We start from the raw sequence: 26142 nt of genomic DNA on the forward strand, positions 1-26142 counted from the left end.
GTTGAAAGAACGGATGACACAGCAGAAAACATTTTTAACATTGCCACCGCAACATCAAAATAAACAACCGGGAGTAGAGTCTCTTATGAATCCACTTCCTCAATATGATAATCCGTACTATAAAGGAAGCGGGAAATTAAAAGGAAAATATATGCTTATTACAGGGGGAGATAGTGGCATTGGAAGAGCGGTATCAGTTGCTTTTGCAAAAGAAGGGGCAAATATCGCAATTGCTTATTTAGACGAACATGAAGATGCAAATGAAACAAAAAAGTTAGTAGAGAAACATGGTGCAAAGTGTATATTGCTTCCAGGAGATGTAAGTGATGAACAACATTGTGAGCAAATTGTGCAAGAAACTGTTTCTCAATTAGGTGATCTCAATATTCTTGTCAACAATGTCGCGCAGCAATATCCGCAGCAAAGTTTAGAATATATTACTGCGCAGCAGCTTGAAAAAACATTTCGTATTAATATCTTTTCTTATTTTCATGTTACAAAAGCGGCGTTAGTACATTTAAAACAGGGCGATGCTATTATTAATACAGCATCTATTGTTGCATATGAAGGAAACGAGCAACTTATTGATTATTCGGCGACAAAGGGAGCGATTGTTGCTTTTACAAGGTCGCTTGCAAAGTCATTAATGCAAAAAGGAATTCGGGTAAATGGTGTCGCACCAGGTCCTATTTGGACACCGCTTATTCCATCAAGTTTTGATAAAAAGAAAGTAGCTGAATTTGGAAGCGATGTCCCCATGAAAAGACCTGGACAGCCGTATGAATTGGCACCAGCTTACGTATATTTAGCTTCAGAAGATTCAACTTATGTTTCAGGACAAATGATTCATGTCAATGGTGGAGCGATTGTAAGTGGATAAAGTGAAACTATTGCTCTAACATAGCGGATAAAGAAAGATGAAAGAAGAGTATGCATGTTTTATTCATAAGAATCGGCAGTATAGCAAAAGCTAATGGTACCATTGTATATGGTGGTACTGGGGGGATATAGATGAAAAAATTATGGCTAGCAGTCATCCTCTTTTTCGGCCTGCCGATTCATACGTTTGCTGAGACAGATTATCTCATATTGATTAATTTGACGACCAATCAATTATCTTTTTTTGAAAATGGGAATTACGTAAGAACATTTCCGGTAACAACAGGAAGTCCTCGTACACCAACTCCTGAAGGAAGCTTTTGCATCATTAATAAATATAAAAATAAAGAGTATCATCGAAAAAAAATTCCAGGCGGTGCCCCTAATAATCCACTTGGAACAAGATGGCTCGGTTTAAATGAAAAGGAATATGCGATTCATGGAACAAATCGTGAAGGCACGATTGGAAGGCGAGAATCCAATGGATGCATTCGCATGCATGACCGCGATATACAATGGTTATATGATCGCGTATCTGTACAGACAAAGGTCATTATCTCAAGCTTTCATGCATCTCCAGAACATGTAGCTCATACGCATGGGTACCGCGTTGTAAGTTGGAATGGTCGCAAAGTAGAAGAAGATCAAATTGGAATGTTGACGCTTGTAGATCGCATGAATCTATATTGGCAAGAACCAAATGGGCAATTGACAAAAGTGAAGATGGTGTTGCCGAATGAGCGATATCCGGTCTATTCTCAACGAAAAAAAGGGTACTATTATATAGGGAATAATTTTTATATGATAGATGAATCAGGAGAGAAGGCTCGCTATGAACAATTACCTCATTCCGTTTTAAGCAATATATATAAACGAAAATATAATGTTCCATAATAGCTACCGTAAATTTTCGGTAGCTTATTTAGAATGTTTTCCCAATCTGTCATATGTTGAATATAATACAGTACAGATTGGGGGGAGCGGATGTATGAAAAAAGGAAATAGTGAATTTGCTTTTAAAATTTTTTTAATTACAACTGGTTTATTTGTTGTGTATTTATATGTATTGTTGTTCTTTTTCCTGTATGTACCATATATTGATTTCATTTTAATGATAGGTTTTATTTGGGTTTTTATTGAAGCACGAGATGGCGAGGAAGGAAAATATCGAGAAATTACTTTGTGGGGAACAGTTGTGATTGTAATCTTATACATGGTACTCATGCATGATGCTTGGAAATATGGGATAATTATGATATGAAATCGTGCAGAAGAAAACCCCTCATCTTTCATACGATGAAGGGTTTTGATTTAATATTTTGGTTTAAAGGTTTGGCAACATGTTTCCACACTTGCCATTACTTCACTTTCAAATGTTTCACCTGTTAAAGCTGCATTTGTATAGGAATGATCTCCTGGTTGATTTGCATTTTGGTCATCAGGCTGAACAAAGATTGCAGTTGCTTGACAAAAGTTGCCTTGTCCCCAAAAGGAACAATTGGAAACAGAGCAGCGTACTTCTGGCATAAAACCCCCTCCTTATATAGTAGTGTGGGATTTTATATCCATTTCATGTATAGCGTAAGTTTCCTTTTCTTGTTACTTTTTCGTTTCTTTCAACCATTTATGAAAAGTTTCTTTGTCTTTTTCGCCACTGATGCGACTTACTTCTTTACCTTCTTTATAATGAATGATTGTTGGAGTTCCTTTAATGTTGAACTCGTCCCAAACAGCATCAGGTTCTTTTTCAATATCGATTACTTTCATATCAACATTCAAATCTTTCGCAAGGGGGACAACGACAGGAGACACCTTTTGACAATGTACACAGTTTGTTTGATAAAAGTAAATGGTCTGGTCTTTTTTGTCTGTAATATTTTTACGAAGATCTTCAAGCGTAATCTTATTTGCATAGTAATCTTTTTTACTATTATCTTCCATAAATCTTACACCTAAAAGGGCCGCAAATAAAACGATAATAATACCGCCAAATATAAGCAGTTTTTTCATGATTTCATCTCCTTATTTATTTTTTATGATGATAAAGCTACAAATAATAATTGTCATAAATCCAATTAAAGCTAGAAATGGAATCGTGATGAAACCAAACCAGTTTATATATTCTCCCGTACAAGGAACACGCCCGCAAACTGCTCCAGCTTCGGAAAGAGCTGAGATTTTTTGGATTCCATAGTGATATAAAGAAATGCAAGCACCAATACTTGCGATTGGCAAGGAATAGGAAGCGATGCGATAGTCTTTTTTCGCTATAGCTATACCAAGCCATAAAACAAATGGATACATAAAAATACGTTGATACCAGCAAAGCACACAAGGTTCGAACTTCATAATTTCAGAAAAATATAAGCTTCCAAGTGTAGCGATAAAAGAAGCTCCCCAAGCAGTCAATAAAGCGTATTCTTGTTTTTTTTCACGGTCCATGTTTTTACCTCTCTTATAATAGTTACATACTAAATTATAGTATGAAGAGGGCATGAAAATAAAGAAAAAATATTTTTATCAAGAAAATTTATAGGAGTAAAATCAAAAAACAAGGTATATAACCTTGTTTTTATGAGTTATTGACAGCTTTTGTGACGTTGAAAAAACGTTGAAGAGCTTCTTTATTTTTTTCGGGATGAATTTGTAATATGGAGCCTGCATGCTCAATAAAAGCATGATTATACTCATTCTCAAGAGGAATGCGCATTGTTTCTATTTTGGGTGCTGATAATAGACTATTGCGGAGTGCAAATAGCGTTTGTACATCTAAATTTGTTTGGATGTCTGGTGCGATTTTTTGTGTCATTACTGGTACATCAAGCATTCCATCTAGAGAATGCATCTTATGAGTCAATGTTTGTTTAACTGCTTGCAGTACTTCTTGTTGTCGTCTTACACGGCCAAAATCACTCTCTTTATCGTGACGAAAACGAGCATATTTTAATAATTCTTTTCCATGAAGGGGCTGCATCCCTGACTTTACAGGTAATTTCATGTCATCAATCATGGATTGTGTGACATGTACTTCAATTCCCTCTGGTGCGATTGTATCTACAATGTTAACAAACGCTTGAAAATCGATTGTTACGTAATGGGAAGTATCAATTCCGAAATTGTGATGAATTGTTTTACGTAACAATTCTGGACCACCATAGTAGTAGGAAGCGTTAATTTTATTATATTTTTTTTCATGGGTAGGAATTTCTACATAGCTATCGCGCATAATAGAAGCGAGTTTGGCCGTATGCTCTTTTTTATTATATTGAGCAATCATAATTGTATCCGCACGCGCATGTTGCTCGCCGCGTGAATCACTGCCGATAATGAGAATATTGTATGTATCTTTATCTTGTTTCCTTCCATGAAATGAATCCATGTCTTTCTTTGTTTGGCAACCGGTTAAGACTGTAATGATACAAAGGAATATGTATAATAGTTTCCGCAAAGTTATCACGTCCAATTCACAATCATATATGTATTATGAACATAAATGTGGAAAAATATTCAAAAAGGTGGTGGTTTCGACATGAGATAGCAACTAGCCGACAAATCTCGCTACTTCACTGTTAGTAAAATCAATACTTGTAAAAAGAGCCCATCCAAAAATAATCCTTTTTGGACAGGCACTTTCGTTACATTTGTAACTGCTCAATTTCTTCTATATAGGACTTTTGTGAGGCGTGGTCAATATATTGGAATAACAGTTGTAGTTGTTTATCTACTTCAGATAATTGTTTTCCATATTGATACGCATGTAAAAAGCGTTCAATTCGTTTTGAAAATAATTGATCTTTTGTTTGTACCATTAAAACAAGCAACTTATCCCAATTACAACAATATGTGTAATAGAGCGCTTTGTCGTAGTCGTTGTAGGTGTTCATTGTGTACCTCCTTACCGAGGAGTTACATATAGTGTGTGAAAGATAAGTGGAAATACACGTGAAAGAATTTGCTAATAAAAAACGAGGAGATTCCTCGTTTTTAAGCTTTTGGCATTGGTGTAGGCGTCGGTTTTGCATAGCCTTCTTTATATGTATTGTCGATGTAATTTCTAATTTCAAGTGGCGACTTTCCGTTTTGTTGCATAGATGCAGATTTGACTGCAATTTCTAAACAGTTTACACATGTTGTTGCGTGAGAATCCCAAACAACTTCTCCATTTTGTTTTATTTCTTTAATAAAACAGTTTTTATTGCTTTTATGTCCCACATTTTCGCCACATCCACAGTAACAAGGAATCCAGCTTAATAATTCGGCATTGTTTCCTGCGACTGTATAGATATCTTTTAGTTGTGGATCTAGCTTGTCTAGAAAGGTTGGGAGTGTTTCTATTCCTTTTGTTTTTTCTTGCACGTCACCTTGTGCCGTGTGAGAAGCATGATCTTCTTTTGATCCTGAAACGTTTTTGTTATTTGCACTACTACATCCAGCGAGGAGTAGACTTATGATGACAAGTAGAGAGAAAATATATTTTTTTATATGCTTATCCCCCTTTAGCTACGTATTAATTGAATTGTATCAAACTCTTCACTATTATGGAGAAGTTTTTTTCTTTTGCCATCGCCAGCGAATGGAGTGCCATATAGAAAGTAACGGAATATATGTATATACGATATACATACCAGTTTCAGATAGAATATTGTTTAATGTGTTGATACTTTCCCGGTTTGTAAAAAATAAAGAGGCGATGAATATAATTATAATAAAAAAAGGGAGTGTAATATTAAATGAGATATGGAAAGAACGCTTTACAGAACGACAAGCTGACCAAATCGTTAAGCATAGGTTTGGTAAAATAATCAGTAACCAAATAAAAATAATAATGTATTCAAATCGTTGAATAAAGGGAACTTTAATAATTTTTAACATTGTTAATGTTGGCCAAATCGTATGGTTTAGTAAGCCTTCACTAAAATACATAATAGAAACGACTGCTAACACTACATATACAATGGTCGTAAATAAAATACCACCATGAGCCCATTTTTTTAATGATTTTCCTTTTTCAATAAATGGATAAAAAATAAGTACGGCTTCAAATCCTAAAAATTCTAATGAAGAATCTTTAACTGATTTTAGAATCTCAATAGGTGAGTGTATGAAAATGGGTAATATGTTACGAACATGAGCATATTGTAGTGGGAAAACTAAAAAAAGAACAACGAAAATGGGTAATATGATTCCCCAAAAGCATATTCCGGTTACAGAACGGAATCCTCCTTTTAATGCATAGTAAGTAACAAGTAAAAAAAGTAAAGTCAACGTCCATCCTTTTATAGTAGGGAAGACCCAAACTTGAATCACTTCAATATATGTCCGCAGAACAGTAAGACAAAATAATAGAAAATAAAAAGTGAAACATAAAGTTAAGAAAGATCCAATCCATTTTCCAAAGCATGTTGTATGGATTTGAACTAAATCACCATCTTTCTCTAACATTTTTAACATACAAAATAATACAATATGAGTTGCAACGCCAGCTATAATGATAGCAATCCATGCGTCATGACCAGAGTGCTTTATAATAATTCGTTGATAGCCGAGAATACCTACTCCAATTTGTAAGGAATGTAGTAAAAAAAATATGAAATAAGGAGAAACGGTCTTTGTTTTTTCTGTGTTTTTCGTATTCATCTTATCACCTCACTACTCTCCAATGCCAGATTGTACAATATTCACATTTACATCAACAGGAATATCTATGGAAGGGTATATCTCTCTAATTTCTTTTATGCTCCATTTCCTTGTCCGACTTCTCATTTCATCACATATACCTAATGGATCTATGTTTTTTTGTTGGAATTCTTGAATGAGTTGTTCTATATGTTTTTTTAGTGTATTTTCTACCTGTTTTCGAATGTATGAAATATTCTCTTCATGTGTTAAGTTCAGCCAATTAGGAGAGCTTTTAATTAATCCATTTAACTTTAAACGAATGCGTGCTTTCGCTGTATGATCAATATCGTTAACTTGGTAGGTGCTTTTGCCGGATAAATTTTGAATCACGACGAGCCCTTTATGTTTTCCTTTTCGAATAGGTACTTCATAGCGTCCATTTTTTGTTGGATTAATAAGAAGTTTGACTAAAAAGGACCCTTGGTTATCCGTATACATAACGACTTTATCTTGTTTTAAAAAGGCAAGTCCTTTCACAGAAACTGCTTGATCTTTATCGATTGAAATATACGGTAAAAAGGGGTCGCGTACTTTTGAGTAATAGTCATATAAAAATAAATTTAAAGCTGTACGAGGAATCGTTTCATTTCGTACATTTTGTTCCAGTAATTCAGCAAGATATAAGGAACTGTGTGTTTTTACGTACTGCAAAAGCTTTTTAGATGAACCATCAACAAGAGCGAGTTGTACATCGCGACTAACGTTCGGATCGCGCTGTAAATTATTCACCATTTCGCCAATTCCATATGTGCCAAAAGACTTTCCAAATAAGACGACACGCATTTGTCCAACTACAATATTATGCGGAGACTTTGCGTTCAAACGAGATGCAATCGTTTCAAGTGAATTTGCTGTCGTTGTTTGCGTTTTCGGTTTCGTATTTACACCATGGGTATATTCGGGATATAAAATAGTTCCTTGAAACTTCTGTTTTTTTGGCATATCAAATCCAACTGCATGAATCATTCTTTGTGTGTCTACTGTATACATTTGTGCACATCCGAATTGGGAACATAGCAAAATAATGACTAAAAAAGATAAAATATTTCTCATGTTTTTTCACCATCATGTTTTTGTTTTGCTTTTTTAGCGTCATAACGCCACTGCGATCTTGGACGTAAAAAAGAAGGTCGATTGGCCGTTTGACTAAATGGAAAGCGAAGAAATCCTTCCGCTGTGCTTAAACCACGAAATGGATATAATGGCAATAAATAAGGCGACCCAAGTGATTTTAAATGAAGTAAATGAGTTAAAATGAATACAAATCCGATAATGAGACCGAGCCCTCCTAGTGCACCAGCTAAAAGAATAAGTGGGAATCGGAGCAATCGAATTGTAGATGACATTTTGACAGTTGGCGTTGTGAAAGAGGCAAGAGCTGACAAAGCGACTGCAATTAATAAGATGGTACTTGTTAAAGCTGCTTCAACAGAAGCTTGCCCAATGACAATCCCGCCAACAATTCCAATGGTTTGTCCGACTTTTGTTGGTAAACGCGCACCTGCTTCACGTAATAACTCAATTGTAATTTCTAAAAAAAGTGCTTCTAAAATTGGTGGGAAAGGTACATTTGCTCGAGAAAAAATAATCGGACCTAATAAATCTGTCGGAATCATTTGATAATGATACGTTAATACTGCTGTATAAATCGCAGAAGAAAATAAAGAGAAAATCGCGCCAAAAAAACGTATCATCCGAAAAAAAGAGCCGATAAGCCACGGTAAATAATAGTCTTCCGGTGAAATAAAGAAGTCTAATAAAGTTGTTGGACCAGCTAATGCATAAGGCGATCCATTTGTTAAAATAAGCACTTGTCCATTGATTAAAGCAAATACAGATCGATCAAGTCGCTCTGTCGGTAGTAGAACGGGAAATGGCGAATTACTATTATCACTAATAAATTGCTCAATCATTGTTGCGTCGAAAGGAACATCAAAATCAATGTCCTCTAAGCGCTGAATAGCAGTATGAATATGTTGTTTATTTGTAATGCCTTCTATATAAGCGACGGCAACTTTTGTTTTAGACAGAGATCCGACAGTAATTTCTTTGAAAATTAATTGTTCTGTTACAATGTTTTGGCGTAGTAAGTGAATATTGATATCAATATTTTCAACAAGTCCGATTTTAGGTCCAATGACGCTGTACTCATTTTCTGTATCGTTATATGTACGGGCCCCTATCGATGTATTCTCTACGCGTATAAGGGCATATTGCTTTGAATGATTTTGCATTTGAATAAGAACATATCCGGCTAATAATTTTTCACGAATATCATCAATAGAAGGAGAGACGACAATGTCTTCAAGTGAGATGCTATTTGCTACATCCGTTATATTTTCCAGCTTATTTAACTGCTTTTTGAGCGGTGTTAAAATAAACTGCTCAATGAGGAGTGCATCAACTACTGTTTTGTAATAAAAGAGACAGAGTGTTCCGTCCTGTATAATAGGGTAGGAAACAAAATCAAGAGATTCTTTCATCGTATGAATAAATTCAGGAATAGAACAAGGCGTCTTTTTCTTTGCCGATTCTTGCTTTTTTGATGAAAATTTGAACATCATATCCACCTCTTTTCCTTTATAAGTTGCTTTCGTTAGTTTTTGGGGATAGCGAAATATTATACGGTAGAACAGAGAGAATTTTTATTCATAATAACTCTCGCTATTTTAGGGTAGGGTTTTGACAGTTTTCCAACATAAAACATTGATTAATGATAGAAAACTAAGTTATAATCGAAATTGAAAATCACTATCAATAATAAACTTATACATATAGAGTAAAATGAGGGAGAGAACGATATGACTACATATACTTCCATTGCAAATGTTATGAAAGAAAGGCGATCGATTCGTACATTTACAGATAAAACTGTCGAGAAAGAGCTATTAATTGAATTATTAAATGATGCAACATGGGCACCAAACCATAAATATCGTGAGCCATGGAATTGTAAATTATTTATCGGAGAAGGGCGCAAAAAGCTAGTAGAGGCCGTATTAAATTCTTTCACAGAAGAAGAAAGAGCAAAGCGCGGTAAAATTTTATCCGATCGTTTCTTAAGCACACCAGCTCAAATCGTTGTTTATATGGATGAAGATCCACGTCAAATTCAGCGCGACGAAGATTACGCAGCAACATGTGCATTTATACAAAACTTTCAATTGCTTGCGTGGGAACGCGGTTTAGGCTCTGTTTGGAAAACAGGTGGATTAATTTATAATCCATTATTTATAGAAGGAATTGGACTAACAAAGGGGCAACGCATCGTTGGTATTCTTCATGTCGGTTATTTCGATAAAACGCCAGAAGGAAAAGCACGCACACCAATTACGGAGAAACTTGATATTATTGAAGAGTAATAAGGATAGAAAAAGCGACACTTCACATTGATAGTGTCGCTTTTTCTATCTTATTTTGAAATCGAATTGTTTTGTAATTTGGGGCACTTTTTTTGCAATTGGGCAATAAAGGCTTCTTCATTTTGCGGTGAAAGTTTCACACTGCAAAAAAACTTCCTTTTAGAATCATAGTGAATCTCAATTCCTTCTAGCGCTGCAGCTAACCGAAAACCGATCATCATGTCATTTGTTTTATTGGCCTTTGTAATATGGGTATACGGAATGTTGCATCGGAATGGCCCACAGCGTGCGTAAAGAGTTTCTTCTCTAAATTCATATTGAATATCAAACATAATCCAGAGCAAAAAGAAATTAACTAGTAAAATTAATGAGAACAAAATAATAAAGTCAACGGAAGTTAGTGTAGAATCTAGGAATAGTGGAAGTACTAGCAATAAATTAGGTAGTAGTAGTCCAAGTCCCAAAGCAATATAGAAAAAGCTTCGTTCTCGGCGCACAGCCCACTTCATATCATCAACTCCTTTATGCATACAGATGGAATGGGATTCTGTATATTTTAATATTCTATATTCTAGTGGGAATTCCCTCTTAAAGTTAGGAAACGAAATGATTCCGATTCGCATGAGAATTTTGTTTAGTTTTCATGAAAGCTTGTTTTCCTTCATACACTTTCTTAAGGGAGAGTGTAAGGAGGGAAAAGAATGAGAGCGAGTGATGATAAAGCACTGCAATATGCGATTGCTGAAATTACAGAGATTGCGACTGGGTTTGGACTAGATTTTTATCCGATGCGTTATGAAGTATGCCCAGCGGAAATTATTTATACATTTGGTGCGTATGGCATGCCAACACGTTTTTCACATTGGAGCTTTGGAAAACAGTTCTTCAAAATGAAGCTGCATTATGATTTGGGGCTTAGTAAAATATATGAACTTGTGATTAACTCGAATCCATGTTATGCATTTTTATTAGATACGAATTCTTTAATTCAAAATAAATTAATTGTAGCGCACGTATTAGCGCATTGTGATTTCTTTAAAAATAACATTCGCTTTTCGAATACGAAGCGCGATATGGTGGAAAGTATGGCTGCGACTGCTGATCGTGTGAAAGCGTATGAGCATAAATATGGAAAAGAAGAGGTCGAAAAATTTTTAGATGCTGTACTTGCAATTCAAGAGCATATTGATCCATCGCTCATGCGTCCAAAATTAGCATGGAGCATCGAGGATGTGGAAGAAGCAGAAAAGAAACGAGTTTCAGAATACGATGATTTATGGAGATTAGATGAACAAAATGAAAAGAAAGAACCAGCGCGAATAAGAAAAAAGAAAAAAATTCCACCAAGACCTGAAAAAGATTTGCTTTTATTTATCGAAGAGTATAGCCGAGAACTAGAGGAATGGCAGCGCGATATTTTAACGATGATGAGGGAAGAAATGCTTTATTTTTGGCCACAGCTTGAAACGAAAATCATGAATGAAGGTTGGGCTTCGTTTTGGCATCAACGCATACTCCGTGAAATGGATTTAACATCCGATGAATCGATTGAATTTGCGAAATTAAATGCAGGCGTTGTGCAACCTTCTAAAACGAACATTAATCCGTATTACCTCGGTATTAAAGTGTTTGAAGATATTGAAGAACGCTATAATAACCCGACCGAAGAGATGAAGCGCCGCGGGGTGAAGCCTGGGTCAGGTCGTGAAAAAATCTTTGAAGTACGGGAAATTGAATGGGATGTATCATTTTTAAGAAACTATTTAAATAAGGACTTAGTGATGAGAGAAGATATGTACTTATTCCAACGCCAAGGGAAAGAGTATAAAGTAGTGGATAAAGAGTGGGAACATGTTCGCGATCAGCTTGTAAATATGCGGACAAATGGCGGATTCCCATATCTAGTTGTAGAAAATGGAGATTATTTAAAGAATGGCGAGCTATATATTAAGCATTGTTATGAAGGAATTGAGCTCGATTTAAAATATTTAGAGAAAGTACTGCCATATATTTATCAACTATGGGGAAGAACGGTGCATTTAGAGTCGATTGTAGAGAGTAAAGGCGTTGTCTTTTCATATGATGGGAAGATGGTGCATCGGAAGTATGTGTGAAGAATAGTTATGTAATGAAAAGGATGGATAAACAATTGTATTTACATTTTTTGTCCATTCTTTTTCATTTATATGGATCATAAGCAATATTAGTGATTTGACATGAAATATGAACGAGCTGGTCCATCTTGCTGTTTTAAAAAGAGAAATAGAGACTGTCCACAGGTTATAGTTTTGGACGGCCCCTACATAAGTTTGTTTAGTTCCAAATTACTTTCATAATCTTTTCATACTCATCATTCGCTAATTGATATAGCATTCTCGCATGTTCGAAGACAAGCGCTGGGTTAAAATGTGGCTCTGAAAAGGCAAGGGAAGTGGAGATATCGATAATATTTCTATTGTTCAGTGTAAACTTTGCAAATCTATATGATGTGTTCAGCTCGTTTAACATATATAAAATGTCACTTTTGGATGTTGAATCAGCTAATTGTGCAACATTGAAGCAATATATATCTACAGTTGGATGGTCATTATGGAAGGCTGCGATTAGGTGTATTTTTGCGCCACTTTCTGTAGTTAAATTTACTGTGAAATGTACGGAACCATCATTTTCATCAACGATTTCTTCCATATATATATCATTGGACTTTAAATAGTCTTTAAAGTCGGAAATATTATGTTTTACGGCTGCTTTCATTTGTATGTGCCTCCTGTTAATTAAAATATTCTGCTATCTTTTATTATAATTTAAAGATATAAAAATTGATAGTTTAAAAAGTTTTAATTTTAGGAATTCTTAAGTTGATAGATACATAAAGCCCCAGCTTTATTTCTATAGAGCTGGGGCTTTGATTAATTGTTATGAGACTCTGTTTCTGTATCTTCTTCATTTTCATTATGATTTGAATCCTGATTTTCTTCTGCTTCAGGGTTAGATTGCTTTTTCTTATCTGACTCTTTCTTTGTATATGCAGGTAATCCAAGATGTTCACGAAGTTCATTTGTTAAGCTTTTTAAATTCTTTTCATCTGGTTTATAGTAATATATTCTACCACCACCAGCAGATTTGCTGCATGTGTCATCACCTTTAGCCATGTAGCAGTCTGTTCCTTCAATTTGCAATTTTTCAAGTGTAGAATCAGAACCGTATTTATAAAATGATAACATATCATCAAATGTTAAGTTTGTAACGAATTGTCCGTTAATATCATCAATAATATTTCCTACTTTTGTAACTGAACCAACGCTTGTTAGTTTCTTTAAAATTGCTTCAATCACAAGTTGTTGACGTTGTCCGCGCATTGCGTCGCTATCGATATGACGCGTTCTAGCAAGTGCAAGTGCTTCCTCACTATTTAATTTTTGAACCCCTTTTTTCAAGTGAATTGCATCTGGATTATCGTTACTATCTTGTTCTGTGAATTCAACAGGAACATCCACTTTAATGCCACCTAAATCATCAACAATTTTCATAAAGGATTTGAAATTGAATTTGACAAAGTAATCGACAGGAACATGTAGTAATTTTTCTACGGCATCGATACTTGCTTGTGGTCCGCCATTTTTCCCGTTTTTCGCTGAACCGTATGCATGTGCATGTGTAATTTTATCTTTTTTCTTTTCTACGGGAATATATGTGTATGTGTCGCGCGGGATGCTCAATAGCTTGACCGTTTTACTATCTTTATTAAAAGTTGCTAGTAATAGGGCATCAGTACGGATTGCGTTACCGTATTCTTTTCCGCGGACATCGCTTTCATCAACACCCATTATTAATACAGATACATTATTTGTAATAGGTTTTACAGCTTTATCACGCAAATCTGATTTATTACCGCGCGCTAAATCGTGAGCGGCATTTCGAACAGCAGAAGATGCTTTATTGACTAAAAACCAAGTATAACCTCCTCCTATTATTAAAAATAATAAAAGGGCGCTTATAATAATTTTTGTTTTTTTCTTTCCTTTTTTCTTTGTATTACTACGTGTATTCTCTTGTAAAGATGGGTTTTGATCCATTTCATGTACTCCTTCATTTGGATTGAAATACGAAACTCATATCAACTAATTATAATGAAATTTAGTGCAAAAGAACATTACAAATTATTTACATTTCGCAAAAATTCAATTTATTTTATGGGAAGTCAGATTTATATAGCATGTCATTATTATGTTTTATGAATATATGACAAGTATAATAGGTTTTATGTGAAATGAAAATATGTAATGTGAGAAAAGCATAGGAATGTCAAATTTGTTGGAATATGTCCAAGAAGAGAAGGAACGGGGCTATTTTATATAATTCAGCAGAAAAGCGACTTTGGTAAAAACAAAAAAGACGCCTGATTCAAGCGTCTCTTTTGTCTTTATAATGTTTGTCTTAATGAGAATTTTCCTTGTTCCCCTAACACACCATCTGCAATGTTGACAGCATGGTCACCGATACGTTCTAAATTACTTACCATATCGACAAAGATAATGCTCGCATCACCGGAGCAACTGCGCTCATTTAGGCGCATCACATGGCGTTTACGCAATACGCGTTCCATTTGATCAATTTTACGTTCTTTCGTAATGACTGTTTGAGCAAGTTCGGTGTCAAAGTTTGTTAAAGCATGGATCGCATCTTGTAATGTAGAAACTGTTAACTCTAGCATTTCATTTAGTTCTTCCATGGCTTCAGTAGATAGTGTAATTCGATTGGAAATTTGAGAGTCTACAAGCTCGATTAAATTTTCAACGTGATCTCCAATGCGTTCGATATCTCCGACAACAGATGATAATGCGGAATGTTTTTCAGAATCTATTGGCGAAAGAGGCTTTTCAGACAGCAATACTAAATAGTCGGTAATTTTTCGATCTAAATTATTAATCGCCCCTTCTAGTTGAGCTGCCATATCCGCGTGCTTCTTTTCTTTCGTATTTAAAAAGCAGCGCGCTTCTTTTAGTCCGTGTAATGCAAACTCTGCCATGCGAATCGTTTCTTTTTGTGCTTCTGTTAAAGCGATAGCAGGAGATTGTTCAATGAAAATAGGATTTAAGTGCTGCGGCTTACAGTCGATAGCAGCATCATCTCCACGAATGATTTTTGTTACAATCCAAGCTAAGACAGCGATGAATGGAAACTGAATTATTGTATTTGTCACGTTAAATGTTCCGTGTGCAAAGGCAATTGTCATTTCAGGATTTAAGTTTAATGATGTTTGGAAATATTGAATTAAACTTGTAAAAGGTATTAATAAGATTGTAAAGATAATGGTTCCAACGATATTAAAGATAACATGTACGAATGCCGCACGTCTCGCCGCGATAGAAGTACCAATTGCTGCTAAAACAGCGGTAATCGTCGTTCCGATATTATCACCAAATAATACAGGAAGTGCAGCTTTTAAATCAATTGCTCCTTGCCCGAATAACTCTTGCAAGATTCCAATTGTTGCACTTGAACTTTGTACAATTAAAGTAAATACAGTACCAACAATCACACCTAAAATAGGATTATTACTCATACTTACTGTTAGCTCCTGGAATGATTCTAAAGAACGGAGTGGTTTCATACCTGTACTCATTAATTCTAAACCGAAGAATAACATCCCAAATCCGAATACGACTTGTCCAAGAGATTGTACTTTTTTATTTTTAAAGAAGAATAGGAAGATTGCTCCGATTGCCATAATAGGAAGAGCATATTCTCCAATTTTAATTCCAATAATAAATGCTGTAACAGTTGTTCCAATATTTGCCCCCATAATGACGCCGATGGCTTGTCGTAACGTCATAAAGCCAGCACTTACAAGTCCAACTGTTAAAGCGGTTGTACCAGAACTAGATTGAATAAGCACAGTAACTAACATACCAGCTAGTACACCCATCAGTGGATTTGTTGTGAAGCGATCGAGAATATCACGGAGACGATCTCCAGCTGCTTGTTGCAGTCCATCTCCCATGTATTTAATTCCGAATAAGAAAATACCTAACCCCCCAATAAATTGGAAGAGCATATCTTGAATATTAAATTCCACGAATTCCACTCCTTATATTTCATGTACGGTGTAATTATTAACTAAACCTTGATTGACTGTAAACGGATTATCGTTAAAATTTACACTAAATTTACAAAGGAATAAAAAGTTTACATTTACTTAAAGAATCTTCTGGATTTAATTGGTTTTAAAAGTAAGTTTGTAAAAAACAATGATGAAGAAGCGTTATACATATTGTGAGGTCAATATACGAAAAATATGCAGATTATGAAGAGGATATGAATTAATAAGTAATATATAAATATATTGTTACAAAATGGTATAATATGAAAAGATAAGAGGGTAATAAACTTTTTGTCATCCTATTAAAAACGAGTTAAATGGGGGAAAGTGTATGAAGCATGTAAGTCAGCTCTTCATGCTAGTATTTATGTTGTGTGGAGTGCTTTTGGCAGGGTGTGCAGACAAAGATCAGCCAGTTGATACAAAAGTAAAAAAGGAAGAGAATAAGACAACGGAAGAAAAGTTTGAGGAAGTTCCAGTACAAGCATCGATTACTGCTGATGATCCAATGGAAATTGATTTAAAGAAAAACATTGATCCAGGGACAGTGACGCCTGAATCTGTTTATGTCATGGACGAGGAGAATGCTAAAGTAGATACAAAATTGAAAATTGATGGGACGAAACTGGTTGTTGAATCGAAAGATAAAGAAAAGAAACAAGGGACATATACTGTATTTGTAACGAAAAAAGTAAAAGCAACAGATGGATCAGATATAGGAAAGTCGCTGAAAGTTGTCTTCAAATTAAAAGAAAAACAACAGGAAAGTGTAGCCGAGAAGCCTAAAGAACAATCTGAGCCAAAGAAACCTGAGCCAGTACAAGTAAAGGACTTCACATCTTATAGTGGAACATGGACAGACTCAGATGATTATTGTGGGAATGGAATTTTTGCAACTCTTCAATTTAGCGAGAAAAATGTAGCGAGAATTCAATTAGGTGCACAAATGCATGGGCAAAAATCGAGAGATTGTGAAAATGCAAAGCCTGATGGATCTCAAGATGAGACAATGATAACGTTTGATAATAACGGGATTGGGACATTTTCATTTAAAAATATTAGAAGTAATGTACTGCAAAAGGGCACAATTCAATTGGCTGGAGATAAAGTAATATTAACAACGAAGGTTGTTGCGACAGGTGCGTATGGAATAGAGACCTATTTCGGCGATAACGTAACAACAAAATTAAAATATCGTCGTAATTAATAAGAAAAGCTGCTGGAATCGTCATCCAGCAGCTTTTTCGTGTCTTTTCCCTAATCGTTTTTCTTTTCTTACATTTGTTATGTAAATAAAAAGGAATACGATAAGCAAGACGGATGAGTAACGATATACAGTTGCATAATCTGTAAAATGGGCAATAAATCCGAACAGAATTGCCCCAGCGCCGATGCCAAGGTCAAAGGCAGAGAAGAATGTTGCAGTAGCGACACCTCGTCTGTGCGGAGAAACCCGGTCAATCATCCATGCCTGCAAGGCCGGTTGAATGGCCCCAAATCCACTACCATAACAACTAGCAGCAATAATTAAACTTGGTATCGTTGTTGTATATGATAGAAGAATAATCCCTGCAAGCGTTAGTAGAACACCAGGAATAATTACAAATATATGCCCTTTCGCATCATATAACTTTCCAGAAAATGGACGAGTTACAGCGATTGCGAGTGCGTTAAATAAGAAGAAAAGGCTAATATCAGTAATTCCGACTTGTGCAGCAAATAATGTAATAAAGCTACCAATTCCTCCATACATAAGGGTAATACATAAAATTAACAATGAAGGAAGTAAAGCTTTTTTCTCAATAAAACCATCTAAAAATGTCTCAGGTTTTTGGAGAGGTGGCTTTGCCATTGCTTTCATTTTTAATAGTTTTGTTAAAATTAAAGAAACGACAGTGCAAGATAGTGCACATAAAAAAAGAATAGTAAAGTTATAGTTTTGCATAACCCATAATCCAATGAGAGGACCAAGTGCCATTGCCATCGTTCCAGACAGACCAAAATATCCCATTCCTTCACCGCGGCGAGCAGGTGGAATTAAGTCAGAGACAATCGTCCCATATGTAGTGGTTGTCATACCGAAACCAGTGCCGTGTAAAATACGGACAGCTAGCAGAAGAAATACTGTTGAAGCAAACAAATAACTGCCCATAGCTAGCAAACAAATGGCAGTTCCAGTCATTAAAATAATTTTTTTATCAAACTTCTGCAATGCATTCCCTGTTAAGGGGCGAATAAAAAGTGCTGCAACAGTAAATATGCCGACAACAAAACCAATATTAGAACTTGAGCCACCAATTTCTTTTACGTAAACAGGAAGCGTTGGAATTAACATTTGAAAACCTAAGAACATACATAAATTAGCGAAAATTAGCGCGATAAATTCTTTTGTCCATAAGGGTTCTCGCTCTATAAGTACAGCTTCTCCCATACATTCATCTCCTATATTATAATTTTTCTCTGTTCCTTCGAGTATATGTATTGGCCAATGTAACAGTCAAGAAAGTTGAACTGAAGTGGGGGGAATAATTTTTTAGATGAAAAAGATTTACAAATTTGTGTAAAGACTACACAATTCTTTAAAAAAGAGTTAAAGTATAGATGTATAGTCTGCTAGTTGTTATGATTGATAGAAGTTTTTCAAAAAGAAAGCGGATTCAAAAATGTAGGAAATGGTTAGGGGATATAGGTTATTCATCTACATTTATTTGTAAAGGTTTACAATTATGATGAAGAAAGAGGCGTATACTTTATGAGACAATTAGGTATTTCTATTTATCCAGAACATTCTACAGTAGAGAAAGATAAGGAATATTTAACATTAGCACATCAGTATGGATTTACACGAGTGTTTACATGTTTATTATCCGTTGATGGAGACAAAGAAACAATTATTAAAGAATTCAAGGAAACGATTTCTCATGCAAATGAATTAGGTTTTCAAGTGCTCGTTGATATAAATCCAGCCGTGTTTGAGCAGCTTGGTATTTCTTATAATGATTTGTCGTTTTTCCATAAATTAGGTGCGTATGGTATTCGTCTAGATGTTGGTTTTTCAGGATTAGAAGAATCTATTATGACATATAATCCATATGGGCTAAAAATCGAGATTAATATGAGCAATGGTACAAAATATGTTGATAATATTATGAGTCATCGTCCGAACAAAGAAAATTTAATTGGTTGTCATAATTTCTATCCACATCGCTATTCGGGTCTTTCTTATGAGCACTTTATGAAATGCTCGAAACAATTTAAAGAGTATGGAATGAGAACGGCAGCGTTTGTGACATCTTTTGATGCAACATATGGTCCGTGGCCGGTAACGGAAGGGTTATGTACAATCGAACAACATCGTGAATTACCAATTATAACACAAGCGAAGCATTTATTTGCAACAGGGGTCATTGATGATGTCATTATTGCAAATGCATACGCATCAGAAGCTGAGCTAAAAGCACTTGGGGCAATCAATAAAGAAAAGCAAATATTTGATGTGGAAATTTATGATACAACAACAGAGTTAGAGAGAAAGATTATATTGGAAGAACCGCATTTCTATCGTGGGGACGTATCAGAATATATGATTCGCTCAACACAAAGTCGCGTGAAATATAAAAAAGAAGAATTTAAACCGCATCATACAAGAGCGATTAAACGAGGGGATATTTTAATCGATAATGAAGAGTACGGTCAGTATAAAGGTGAATTACAAATTGCTTTAAAAGATATGGTGAATACAGGAAAGACAAACGTAGTGGGTCATATCGTGGAAGAAGAAATCTTCTTACTAGATTACTTACAAGCATGGGATAAATTTGGATTTACATGGAAGAAATGATCATGCAAAAAAACGGTAGAGAACATCTTCTCTACCGTTTTTTATTCATAACGTAAACACTCGATTGGATCAAGCTTTGCCGCTTTATTAGCTGGTAGTAAACCAAATAGAATCCCAATGAGCATAGAAAGTGCGACAGAAATAATTCCTAATTTTACGGAAACGACAAGTGGCCATCCAGCAAACATAGCAACAATCCAAGCGAAGAAAATACCGAGTAGAAATCCAATGAATCCGCCTAATGCTGTTAGAATGCAAGATTCGATAAGGAATTGCAGTAATATTTTTCCACGCGTCGCCCCAATTGCTTTTCGGATTCCAATTTCACGCGTTCGCTCTGTTACAGATACGAGCATAATATTCATAACACCGATACCGCCAACAAGTAATGAAATGGCTGCAATACCACCGAATACACTTTTTAATATACCTGTAAAGGTATCAATTTCTTTTAAAGCTTCTTGTGGATCTTGTACTTTAAATTTCCCTGTATACTCAGGCTTTTTGGCATCATTTAATGATTTTACAACCGCATCTTGCACAGTTTGTTTATCTTGAGATGGATCAATTTTTACTGTAATGCCATCATAATTATTTTTTCCAAATAGGACAGGCCAATTTTCAACAGAAATGATACCTTCTTTGAATTTTATGCCGCCCATCATGGATTCTTTAGAAAATACACCAACTACTTTGTAAGGTGTACCTTTTATGTCTATATATAAGTTTGGTTTCCATGAGGAAAATAATTTATGAAATGCTTCTTTATTTAACACAATGGAATGTTCTGGTCGATCTAAATCAGCAGCTGTTAAAAACCTTCCGTGCTCGAGATGGAATTTAGAGGAATCTTCAAAATAGTCACCTTTTGCCCCGATGATATCAAGATTTAATTCTTCTTTTCCTGCATATACTTTTTCTTTTCCACTTACATCAGGGTATACATCTTGAACGCCGCTAATTTTTAATACATTGTCATACATGCTTGCTGATATTTTTCCATCCATATCCGAGTAATCTTCCGTTATATAGTTTACGGAGAATTGGTCTTTCTTTTCTTTTCCAATTTGCTCACGGAACTTTTCATTTGTTCCGTCCCCGATTGAGATGATTGTAATGATGGCACTAACCCCAATAATAATCCCAAGCATCGTTAAAATGGATCGCATTTTATGAGCGAAGATAGAGGAAAGGGCCATACGTATATTTTCATTTGTGTTCAACGTTAACCTCTCCAATCTTGAACGATATTTCCGTCACGAATTACAATTTGGCGCGCAGCTGCTTCTCCAATCTCTCTATCATGAGTAATCATAATGATGGTTGAACCTTGTTTGTTTAATTCGTAAAAGAGATCCATAATTTGTTTGCTCGTTTTTGTATCAAGCGCACCGGTTGGTTCATCGGCTAGAATGAACTTCGGATTATTTACAATAGCACGGGCAACGGCTACACGTTGTTTTTGCCCACCAGATAATTCATTTGGTAAATGTGTGGCACGTTCTGCTAAACCAACTTTTGTGAGAGCTGCCAATGCACGTTCTCGGCGTTCTTTTTTATCTACTCCCGCGTAAATGAGAGGCAGTTCTACATTTTGTAGAGCACTGAGACGTGGGAGTAACATGAAGTTTTGAAATACAAATCCAATCTCTTTATTGCGAACGTGGGCAAGCTCTGTTTCAGACATATTTGAGATGTTGTGACCGGCTAATAAATACGTACCTGTTGTTGGTTTATCTAAGCAGCCGATTACATTCATTAACGTTGACTTACCAGAACCGGACGGTCCCATAATAGAAGTAAACTCACCTTGGTTAAGCGTGATATCAATACCGTGCAAAACTTGAACGGATTCTGCGCCGTTTTGAAAAGATTTCGTGATGTCTTTTAATTCAATCATTGGGCATTGACCTCCATGCCATCTTTTAAGTCTTTATCAGGTTTAGAAACGATTTGTTCTCCTTTTTTTACACCAGAAACTTTTGCTTCGCTATCTGTTTCGAATTCAACAGTGATTGGTTGTTCTTTTACCTTTCCATCTTTCATAACAAAGACAACGTTTTTGTCCCCTTTCTTCACAATGCTACTTTTTGGGATAACAGTGCCAGTTGCTGCACCGGATGTATTTGTTACATATACATGGAATCCATTTTGTAAGTCTTCGCTATTATTTAATGTAACAATAAATTGGTAATTAGAAACAGTTTTGTTTTCATCCATGCTTTTGATCGGTGTTGAAGTGATTTCTGTTACTTTTCCAGTCCATTTTTTTCCTGGTACTGTTTTGGAAGTAATAGTCACTTCTTGCCCGACTTTTACATGAGCTAATTCGAACTCTGACAGTTGTCCTTTTACTTTTAATGGACCAGTGTGACGAATTGTAATCCCATTTAGACCTGTTTTTTCATCCGTATTTTTCGTAATTTCATCAATGAAACCATCTACAGGGCTTGTTACCGAAAGGGTAGTTAATTTTTCTTTGTTTGTTTTTATCATTTGTTCCGCTTTTTCCACTTCAAATTTTTTCATTTCCAGTTGTGACTCAAGCTGTTGTACTTCTGTTTCTGACGCTTTTAGCATTTCTTGAGGTGCTCCAGCATTTTTGTTTTTTTGTAATGTTTGTTTTGCTGTATCAATTTGTTTCTTTAATAATGTTACTTCTTTTTCTGCTAATTTCTTTTGCATTTCTGCCTCTGTAACACCTAATTTCATAGTAGGGTCATTGTACGTGAAAAGAAGTTGCCCTTTTTTCACTTCATCGCCTTTTTGGACAGCTAGTTCGTAAGTTCCTTTTGATGGATCGAATGCAATTGTCTCCATCCCATTTGGAATGACTTCACCGCCGAATTTTTGTGTGTTTTCAATTTGCTTTTCTGTTACTTTGTAACCGCTATAGGCGATTGCTACATCAGAAGAGCCTCCACCAAAAGCAAAATAGGAGCCTGCTACAATTCCAATTACTACTACACTCGTAATGAACACCTTATTTTTCTTTTTCATTTATTTATCACCTTTTTGTTCGTTTTTGTATCTGTTTTCAGTATAGGAGAAAGGGAAAATATGACAAATCGTTTTAGCTTACAATATCATTACAATTTTGTAAGGTTTATGGATGGCTGTGAATTGGGCTGAGAAATAAGACTAAAGAAGGGGGAAGACAAATTGATTGACGGTGTTTTTCTTTCTTACAATAATATTAGGTGGAAGAGAATATCATAAGTAGCGGTCGGCGTCTTTTTTGCTTTCATAAATTAGAGTGTATATGTCTAGGGAAGAATCGATATATATGAATGAAAGGAAGGAGAGGGATATGGAAACTTATTTTCGAGGAGCGCCACTCGCTCCGTTTGTTCCTTATTCAAAACAACATGTAGTTGTCCTTGTTTTGATCTGTGTGGGGATCTATTTTCTCTATCAATATCAAGATTTACTTCGTCAAAAGAAATGGAATAGGATTGTTCGATATACGATTGCTTTTTTATTGATTGGGAGTGAAATTGGATTAGATATATGGCAAGTAAAGGCGGGGATCTTTAATTTGCGCACGTCTTTACCTTTTGAGTTATGTACGATCAGTTTACTACTAGCAACGGTTATGGTCATTACAAAAAGTTATAAGTTATATGAAATTCTCTTTTTCACAGGGATTATCGGAGCATCACAAGCCATTTTAACTCCAAATTTGCAGTATGCTTTTCCGCATTTTCGCTTTATTGAATATTTTCTAGCGCACGTTTTACTCATCTGGGCACCGCTCTTTATGACCTGGGTGGAAGGGTATAGACCAACATTTCGCTCTATTAAACGCACAATGGTCTTTTTAAATGCATGCATTCCAATCATTTCATTTGTGAATTATAAAACAGGTGGAAATTATATGTTTTTAGCACATAAACCAGAAACAGCTTCCTTACTTGATATGTTAGGACCGCATCCATATTATATTCTTTCATTAGAAGTTGTAGCGTTTATTGGGTGTTTCATTTTGTATATGCCATTTGTGAAACAAGACGATAGAATACGAAAAGAATCACTAGGTTCATAATCTAGTGATTTTTTTCGTAGCGGCAAGATGAAGAAATGGGTCTAATTTACTCATTTCTTGTATGTTTGTACTTATGTTGCGCGAGGTAAAAATAAAAACCTGTCACCAAATGATCGATTTTTATGACCGTTTGGTACAGGTTTTTTATTTCGTAGAAACTTCACCTTCCGTTTGCGTTTGCGGAATGAAATAACCAACAATTCCACCGAGGATTGCTGGGATGATCCAACCAACTCCTAATTTATAAAAAGGAATTGTGCTGACAATCGATGTAATAGCCGTTGGGATCATTCCAATATTATCAAGGGCGTTCATACAGCTAATGAGAAATGCTGCAATCATTGCTCCGATATAAACAGATGGCTTTCGTTTTGTATATTTATCAATAAATGATACGAAAATTAAAATGATTGTAATTGGATATAAAATAATTAATACAGGTAATGTAATTTTAATAAGTAAACTTAAGCCTAGATTTGAAACAACAAAGCTAAAGATGCAAACAGATAGAACGAGTTTTTTGTAAGAAACGTTCGTTAATACGTTTGTAAAATAGTTAGCAAATGCACTTACGACACCGATTGCTGTTGTTAAACAAGCGAATATAATAGCGATGCTTAGTAAAATATTACCGCTTGTCCCAAATAAGTGATACATCACAGTAGCTAACAATTGACCGCCATTTTCAAACTGGCCAAGATTCCCGTGTGATGCTCCGATATAGCCAAGTAAGAAATAAACAATTGTTAAAAAGAATGCTGCAATGCTTCCGCAAATAATAGTGTACTTCGCAATCGATGTTTTTTCGTTAACGCCATTTTGGCGAATGGCATTTACAACAATTGTTGATAAAACAAGAGCTCCGATTGCATCGAGTGTTAAAAATCCTTCCAGAAATCCTTTGAAAAATGGCATTTCCTTATAGTCGCCGATAGGTGCCACGAAAGAGCCGGGTGTAAGAATGGCTTTTATTGCCATAACCGCAATGATTCCAAGTAAAACAGGCGTTAATATTTTTCCGATATGATCAACTAGCTTGGATGGATTTAATGATAAAAAGTAGACGATCGTAAAGAAAATAAAACTAAAAACAAGCATAGAATACCAATGATCTTGAAAAATTGGTGCGATCCCAATTTCATAAGAAACAGAACTTGTTCGTGGAATCACAAATAGTGGGCCGATTGAAAGATAAATAATAATAGCTAATATTGCTGCGAATTTTGGATGAACACGGCTCGCTAAATTTTTAAAACTGCCGCCTGCAAGAGCAACAGCGACAATTGCTAATAATGATAAACCTACATCTGTAATGATAAACCCTGAAATAGACACCCACATATTTTTTCCAGAAGAAAGACCGAGCAGAGGTGGGAAAATCATATTGCCAGCGCCAAAGAAAACTGCAAATAGCAATAAGCTAATGGAGAGAATTTGCGATGGCTTTAACGTATTACGCATATATAGAAAATCCTCCTAAGATTTTTTGTCGAAAATTCAAATAATTTGTCGAGCAACTGTTATTATTTTAAAGGTCTGATGACTAGAAAGCAATAGGAAATTTTTAAAAAATAAAAATTAATACGTTAAACTGAATAATTATACTGTTTCTTTTCAGTAAATAAAAAATACACATACCAGTAGAGTATGTGTATGGAGTAAGTTAAAAATAAATTTTTCGATCACGTTCTTCTTTTAGAATTTCTACAGCTTCACGGAAGCGTTGTGAATGGACGATTTCACGTTCTCGTAAAAAGCGTAAGCTATCATTTATATCCGGGTCATCTGATAAGTTAATGAGCCATTGATATGTCGCTCTTGCTTTTTCTTCGGCTGCAATGTCTTCATATAAATCTGCAATTGGATCGCCTTTTGCTTGAATATAAGTTGCTGTAAAAGGCACACCAGCTGCATTATGATAATGTAAAGCACTATCATGATCTGCATAATGTGGATCAAGGCCAGCAGCTTTCATTTGTTCAGGCGATGCGTCTTTTGTGAGTTTATAAACCATTGTAGCAATCATCTCGAGATGAGCAAATTCTTCTGTACCGATGTCTGTCAATAGCCCAATTACTTTATCGGGAATCGTATAGCGCTGATTCAAATAGCGAAGAGCAGCAGCTAGTTCACCATCAGCACCACCATATTGCTCAATTAATAGCTTGGCAAGTGCAGGATTACAAGTACTTACTTTTACAGGATATTGTAATTTTTTCTCATAAATCCACAT

At 35.3% G+C, this 26142-nt stretch carries 27 protein-coding genes; 8 read left to right on the top strand and 19 right to left on the bottom strand.

Annotated elements, in window-relative coordinates; all coding sequences use genetic code 11:
- Positions 1–13 precede the first annotated feature (13 nt).
- The 3 genes from MR058_RS00240 to MR058_RS00250 all read left to right on the top strand — a co-directional run bounded on the left by MR058_RS00240 (position 14) and on the right by MR058_RS00250 (position 2140).
- Entirely contained in the window at positions 14–880 is an 867-nt protein-coding gene (locus MR058_RS00240) for an SDR family oxidoreductase (RefSeq protein WP_048721425.1), read from the top strand.
- 131 nt (positions 881–1011) lie between these two features.
- Positions 1012–1773, top strand: coding sequence for a L,D-transpeptidase (locus MR058_RS00245; protein WP_048721428.1), 762 nt, complete (start codon positions 1012–1014; stop codon positions 1771–1773).
- Between the two features lie 94 nt (positions 1774–1867).
- A complete protein-coding gene (locus MR058_RS00250) occupies positions 1868–2140 on the top strand; it encodes a hypothetical protein (protein WP_048721432.1) in 273 nt (90 codons plus the stop codon).
- 50 nt (positions 2141–2190) lie between these two features.
- Here MR058_RS00250 and MR058_RS00255 read toward each other — a convergent pair whose 3' ends face one another.
- The 9 genes from MR058_RS00255 to MR058_RS00295 form a co-directional block, all read right to left on the bottom strand.
- On the bottom strand, positions 2191–2406 hold the full coding sequence (locus MR058_RS00255; RefSeq protein ID WP_048721435.1) for a DUF1540 domain-containing protein: 216 nt from the start codon (positions 2404–2406) through the stop codon (positions 2191–2193).
- Between the two features lie 72 nt (positions 2407–2478).
- Complete coding sequence (locus MR058_RS00260) at positions 2479–2889, bottom strand: thioredoxin family protein (RefSeq protein ID WP_048721438.1); 411 nt, start codon at positions 2887–2889, stop codon at positions 2479–2481.
- 12 nt (positions 2890–2901) lie between these two features.
- The gene (locus MR058_RS00265) at positions 2902–3321 is read right to left on the bottom strand and encodes a disulfide formation protein C (RefSeq protein WP_048721441.1); all 420 of its coding nucleotides are present in this window, start codon (positions 3319–3321) and stop codon (positions 2902–2904) included.
- Positions 3322–3451: 130 nt separating this feature from the next.
- A complete protein-coding gene (locus MR058_RS00270; protein WP_235436333.1) occupies positions 3452–4336 on the bottom strand; it encodes an LCP family protein in 885 nt (294 codons plus the stop codon).
- Between the two features lie 178 nt (positions 4337–4514).
- On the bottom strand, positions 4515–4763 hold the full coding sequence (locus MR058_RS00275; protein WP_048721448.1) for a YhdB family protein: 249 nt from the start codon (positions 4761–4763) through the stop codon (positions 4515–4517).
- A 100-nt stretch (positions 4764–4863) separates the two neighbouring features.
- On the bottom strand, positions 4864–5361 hold the full coding sequence (locus MR058_RS00280) for a PCYCGC motif-containing (lipo)protein (protein ID WP_048721452.1): 498 nt from the start codon (positions 5359–5361) through the stop codon (positions 4864–4866).
- Positions 5362–5415: 54 nt separating this feature from the next.
- The gene (locus tag MR058_RS00285; protein ID WP_048721455.1) at positions 5416–6516 is read right to left on the bottom strand and encodes a GerAB/ArcD/ProY family transporter; all 1101 of its coding nucleotides are present in this window, start codon (positions 6514–6516) and stop codon (positions 5416–5418) included.
- A gap of 12 nt (positions 6517–6528) precedes the next feature.
- A complete protein-coding gene (locus MR058_RS00290; RefSeq protein WP_048721457.1) occupies positions 6529–7611 on the bottom strand; it encodes a Ger(x)C family spore germination protein in 1083 nt (360 codons plus the stop codon).
- A complete protein-coding gene (locus MR058_RS00295; protein ID WP_048721459.1) occupies positions 7608–9119 on the bottom strand; it encodes a spore germination protein in 1512 nt (503 codons plus the stop codon). Before MR058_RS00295 ends, MR058_RS00290 begins: the two co-directional genes overlap by 4 nt.
- Before the next feature lie 240 nt (positions 9120–9359).
- Here MR058_RS00295 and MR058_RS00300 point away from each other — a divergent pair, with 240 nt between their 5' ends.
- Positions 9360–9920, top strand: a complete 561-nt coding sequence (locus tag MR058_RS00300) for a nitroreductase family protein (protein ID WP_048721462.1) — start codon at positions 9360–9362, stop codon at positions 9918–9920.
- Between the two features lie 50 nt (positions 9921–9970).
- Here MR058_RS00300 and MR058_RS00305 read toward each other — a convergent pair whose 3' ends face one another.
- Positions 9971–10429, bottom strand: coding sequence for a PH domain-containing protein (locus MR058_RS00305; RefSeq protein ID WP_048721464.1), 459 nt, complete (start codon positions 10427–10429; stop codon positions 9971–9973).
- A gap of 192 nt (positions 10430–10621) precedes the next feature.
- On the opposite strand from MR058_RS00305, the gene MR058_RS00310 reads away from it, so the two are divergent.
- On the top strand, positions 10622–12034 hold the full coding sequence (locus tag MR058_RS00310; protein WP_048721466.1) for a SpoVR family protein: 1413 nt from the start codon (positions 10622–10624) through the stop codon (positions 12032–12034).
- A gap of 199 nt (positions 12035–12233) precedes the next feature.
- Here MR058_RS00310 and MR058_RS00315 read toward each other — a convergent pair whose 3' ends face one another.
- The 3 genes from MR058_RS00315 to MR058_RS00325 form a co-directional block, all read right to left on the bottom strand.
- Entirely contained in the window at positions 12234–12674 is a 441-nt protein-coding gene (locus MR058_RS00315) for a hypothetical protein (protein WP_011983750.1), read from the bottom strand.
- 155 nt (positions 12675–12829) lie between these two features.
- On the bottom strand, positions 12830–13996 hold the full coding sequence (locus MR058_RS00320) for an LCP family protein (protein ID WP_011983751.1): 1167 nt from the start codon (positions 13994–13996) through the stop codon (positions 12830–12832).
- Positions 13997–14343: 347 nt separating this feature from the next.
- Positions 14344–15999, bottom strand: a complete 1656-nt coding sequence (locus tag MR058_RS00325) for a Na/Pi cotransporter family protein (protein ID WP_011983752.1) — start codon at positions 15997–15999, stop codon at positions 14344–14346.
- Positions 16000–16354: 355 nt separating this feature from the next.
- Here MR058_RS00325 and MR058_RS00330 point away from each other — a divergent pair, with 355 nt between their 5' ends.
- Complete coding sequence (locus MR058_RS00330; RefSeq protein WP_242141822.1) at positions 16355–17230, top strand: Ig-like domain-containing protein; 876 nt, start codon at positions 16355–16357, stop codon at positions 17228–17230.
- Between the two features lie 21 nt (positions 17231–17251).
- On the opposite strand, the gene MR058_RS00335 is transcribed toward MR058_RS00330, so the two are convergent.
- On the bottom strand, positions 17252–18454 hold the full coding sequence (locus tag MR058_RS00335; protein WP_242141824.1) for an MFS transporter: 1203 nt from the start codon (positions 18452–18454) through the stop codon (positions 17252–17254).
- A gap of 321 nt (positions 18455–18775) precedes the next feature.
- Here MR058_RS00335 and MR058_RS00340 point away from each other — a divergent pair, with 321 nt between their 5' ends.
- Positions 18776–19864, top strand: a complete 1089-nt coding sequence (locus tag MR058_RS00340; RefSeq protein ID WP_242141825.1) for a DUF871 domain-containing protein — start codon at positions 18776–18778, stop codon at positions 19862–19864.
- A 41-nt stretch (positions 19865–19905) separates the two neighbouring features.
- Here MR058_RS00340 and MR058_RS00345 read toward each other — a convergent pair whose 3' ends face one another.
- From MR058_RS00345 to MR058_RS00355, 3 genes are read right to left on the bottom strand one after another with little or no spacing between them, the layout of a single operon-like run.
- The gene (locus MR058_RS00345; RefSeq protein ID WP_472927014.1) at positions 19906–21063 is read right to left on the bottom strand and encodes an ABC transporter permease; all 1158 of its coding nucleotides are present in this window, start codon (positions 21061–21063) and stop codon (positions 19906–19908) included.
- A gap of 26 nt (positions 21064–21089) precedes the next feature.
- The gene (locus tag MR058_RS00350; RefSeq protein WP_210370667.1) at positions 21090–21764 is read right to left on the bottom strand and encodes an ABC transporter ATP-binding protein; all 675 of its coding nucleotides are present in this window, start codon (positions 21762–21764) and stop codon (positions 21090–21092) included.
- Positions 21761–22864, bottom strand: a complete 1104-nt coding sequence (locus MR058_RS00355) for an efflux RND transporter periplasmic adaptor subunit (protein WP_242141829.1) — start codon at positions 22862–22864, stop codon at positions 21761–21763. Before MR058_RS00355 ends, MR058_RS00350 begins: the two co-directional genes overlap by 4 nt.
- 310 nt (positions 22865–23174) lie before the next feature.
- On the opposite strand from MR058_RS00355, the gene MR058_RS00360 reads away from it, so the two are divergent.
- Complete coding sequence (locus MR058_RS00360) at positions 23175–23909, top strand: YwaF family protein (protein ID WP_242141831.1); 735 nt, start codon at positions 23175–23177, stop codon at positions 23907–23909.
- Between the two features lie 144 nt (positions 23910–24053).
- Here the strand turns inward: MR058_RS00360 and brnQ2 are convergent, their stop codons facing one another.
- Positions 24054–25370 (bottom strand): branched-chain amino acid transport system II carrier protein BrnQ2, encoded by a 1317-nt coding sequence (gene brnQ2, locus MR058_RS00365; RefSeq protein WP_242141833.1) that lies wholly within the window; start codon positions 25368–25370, stop codon positions 24054–24056.
- A gap of 202 nt (positions 25371–25572) precedes the next feature.
- A complete protein-coding gene (cotJC, locus tag MR058_RS00370; RefSeq protein WP_011983759.1) occupies positions 25573–26142 on the bottom strand; it encodes a spore coat protein CotJC in 570 nt (189 codons plus the stop codon).

Source organism: Bacillus cereus group sp. BfR-BA-01430 (genome assembly GCF_022663115.1).
In the GTDB taxonomy this organism is placed as follows: domain Bacteria; phylum Bacillota; class Bacilli; order Bacillales; family Bacillaceae_G; genus Bacillus_A; species Bacillus_A cereus_BD.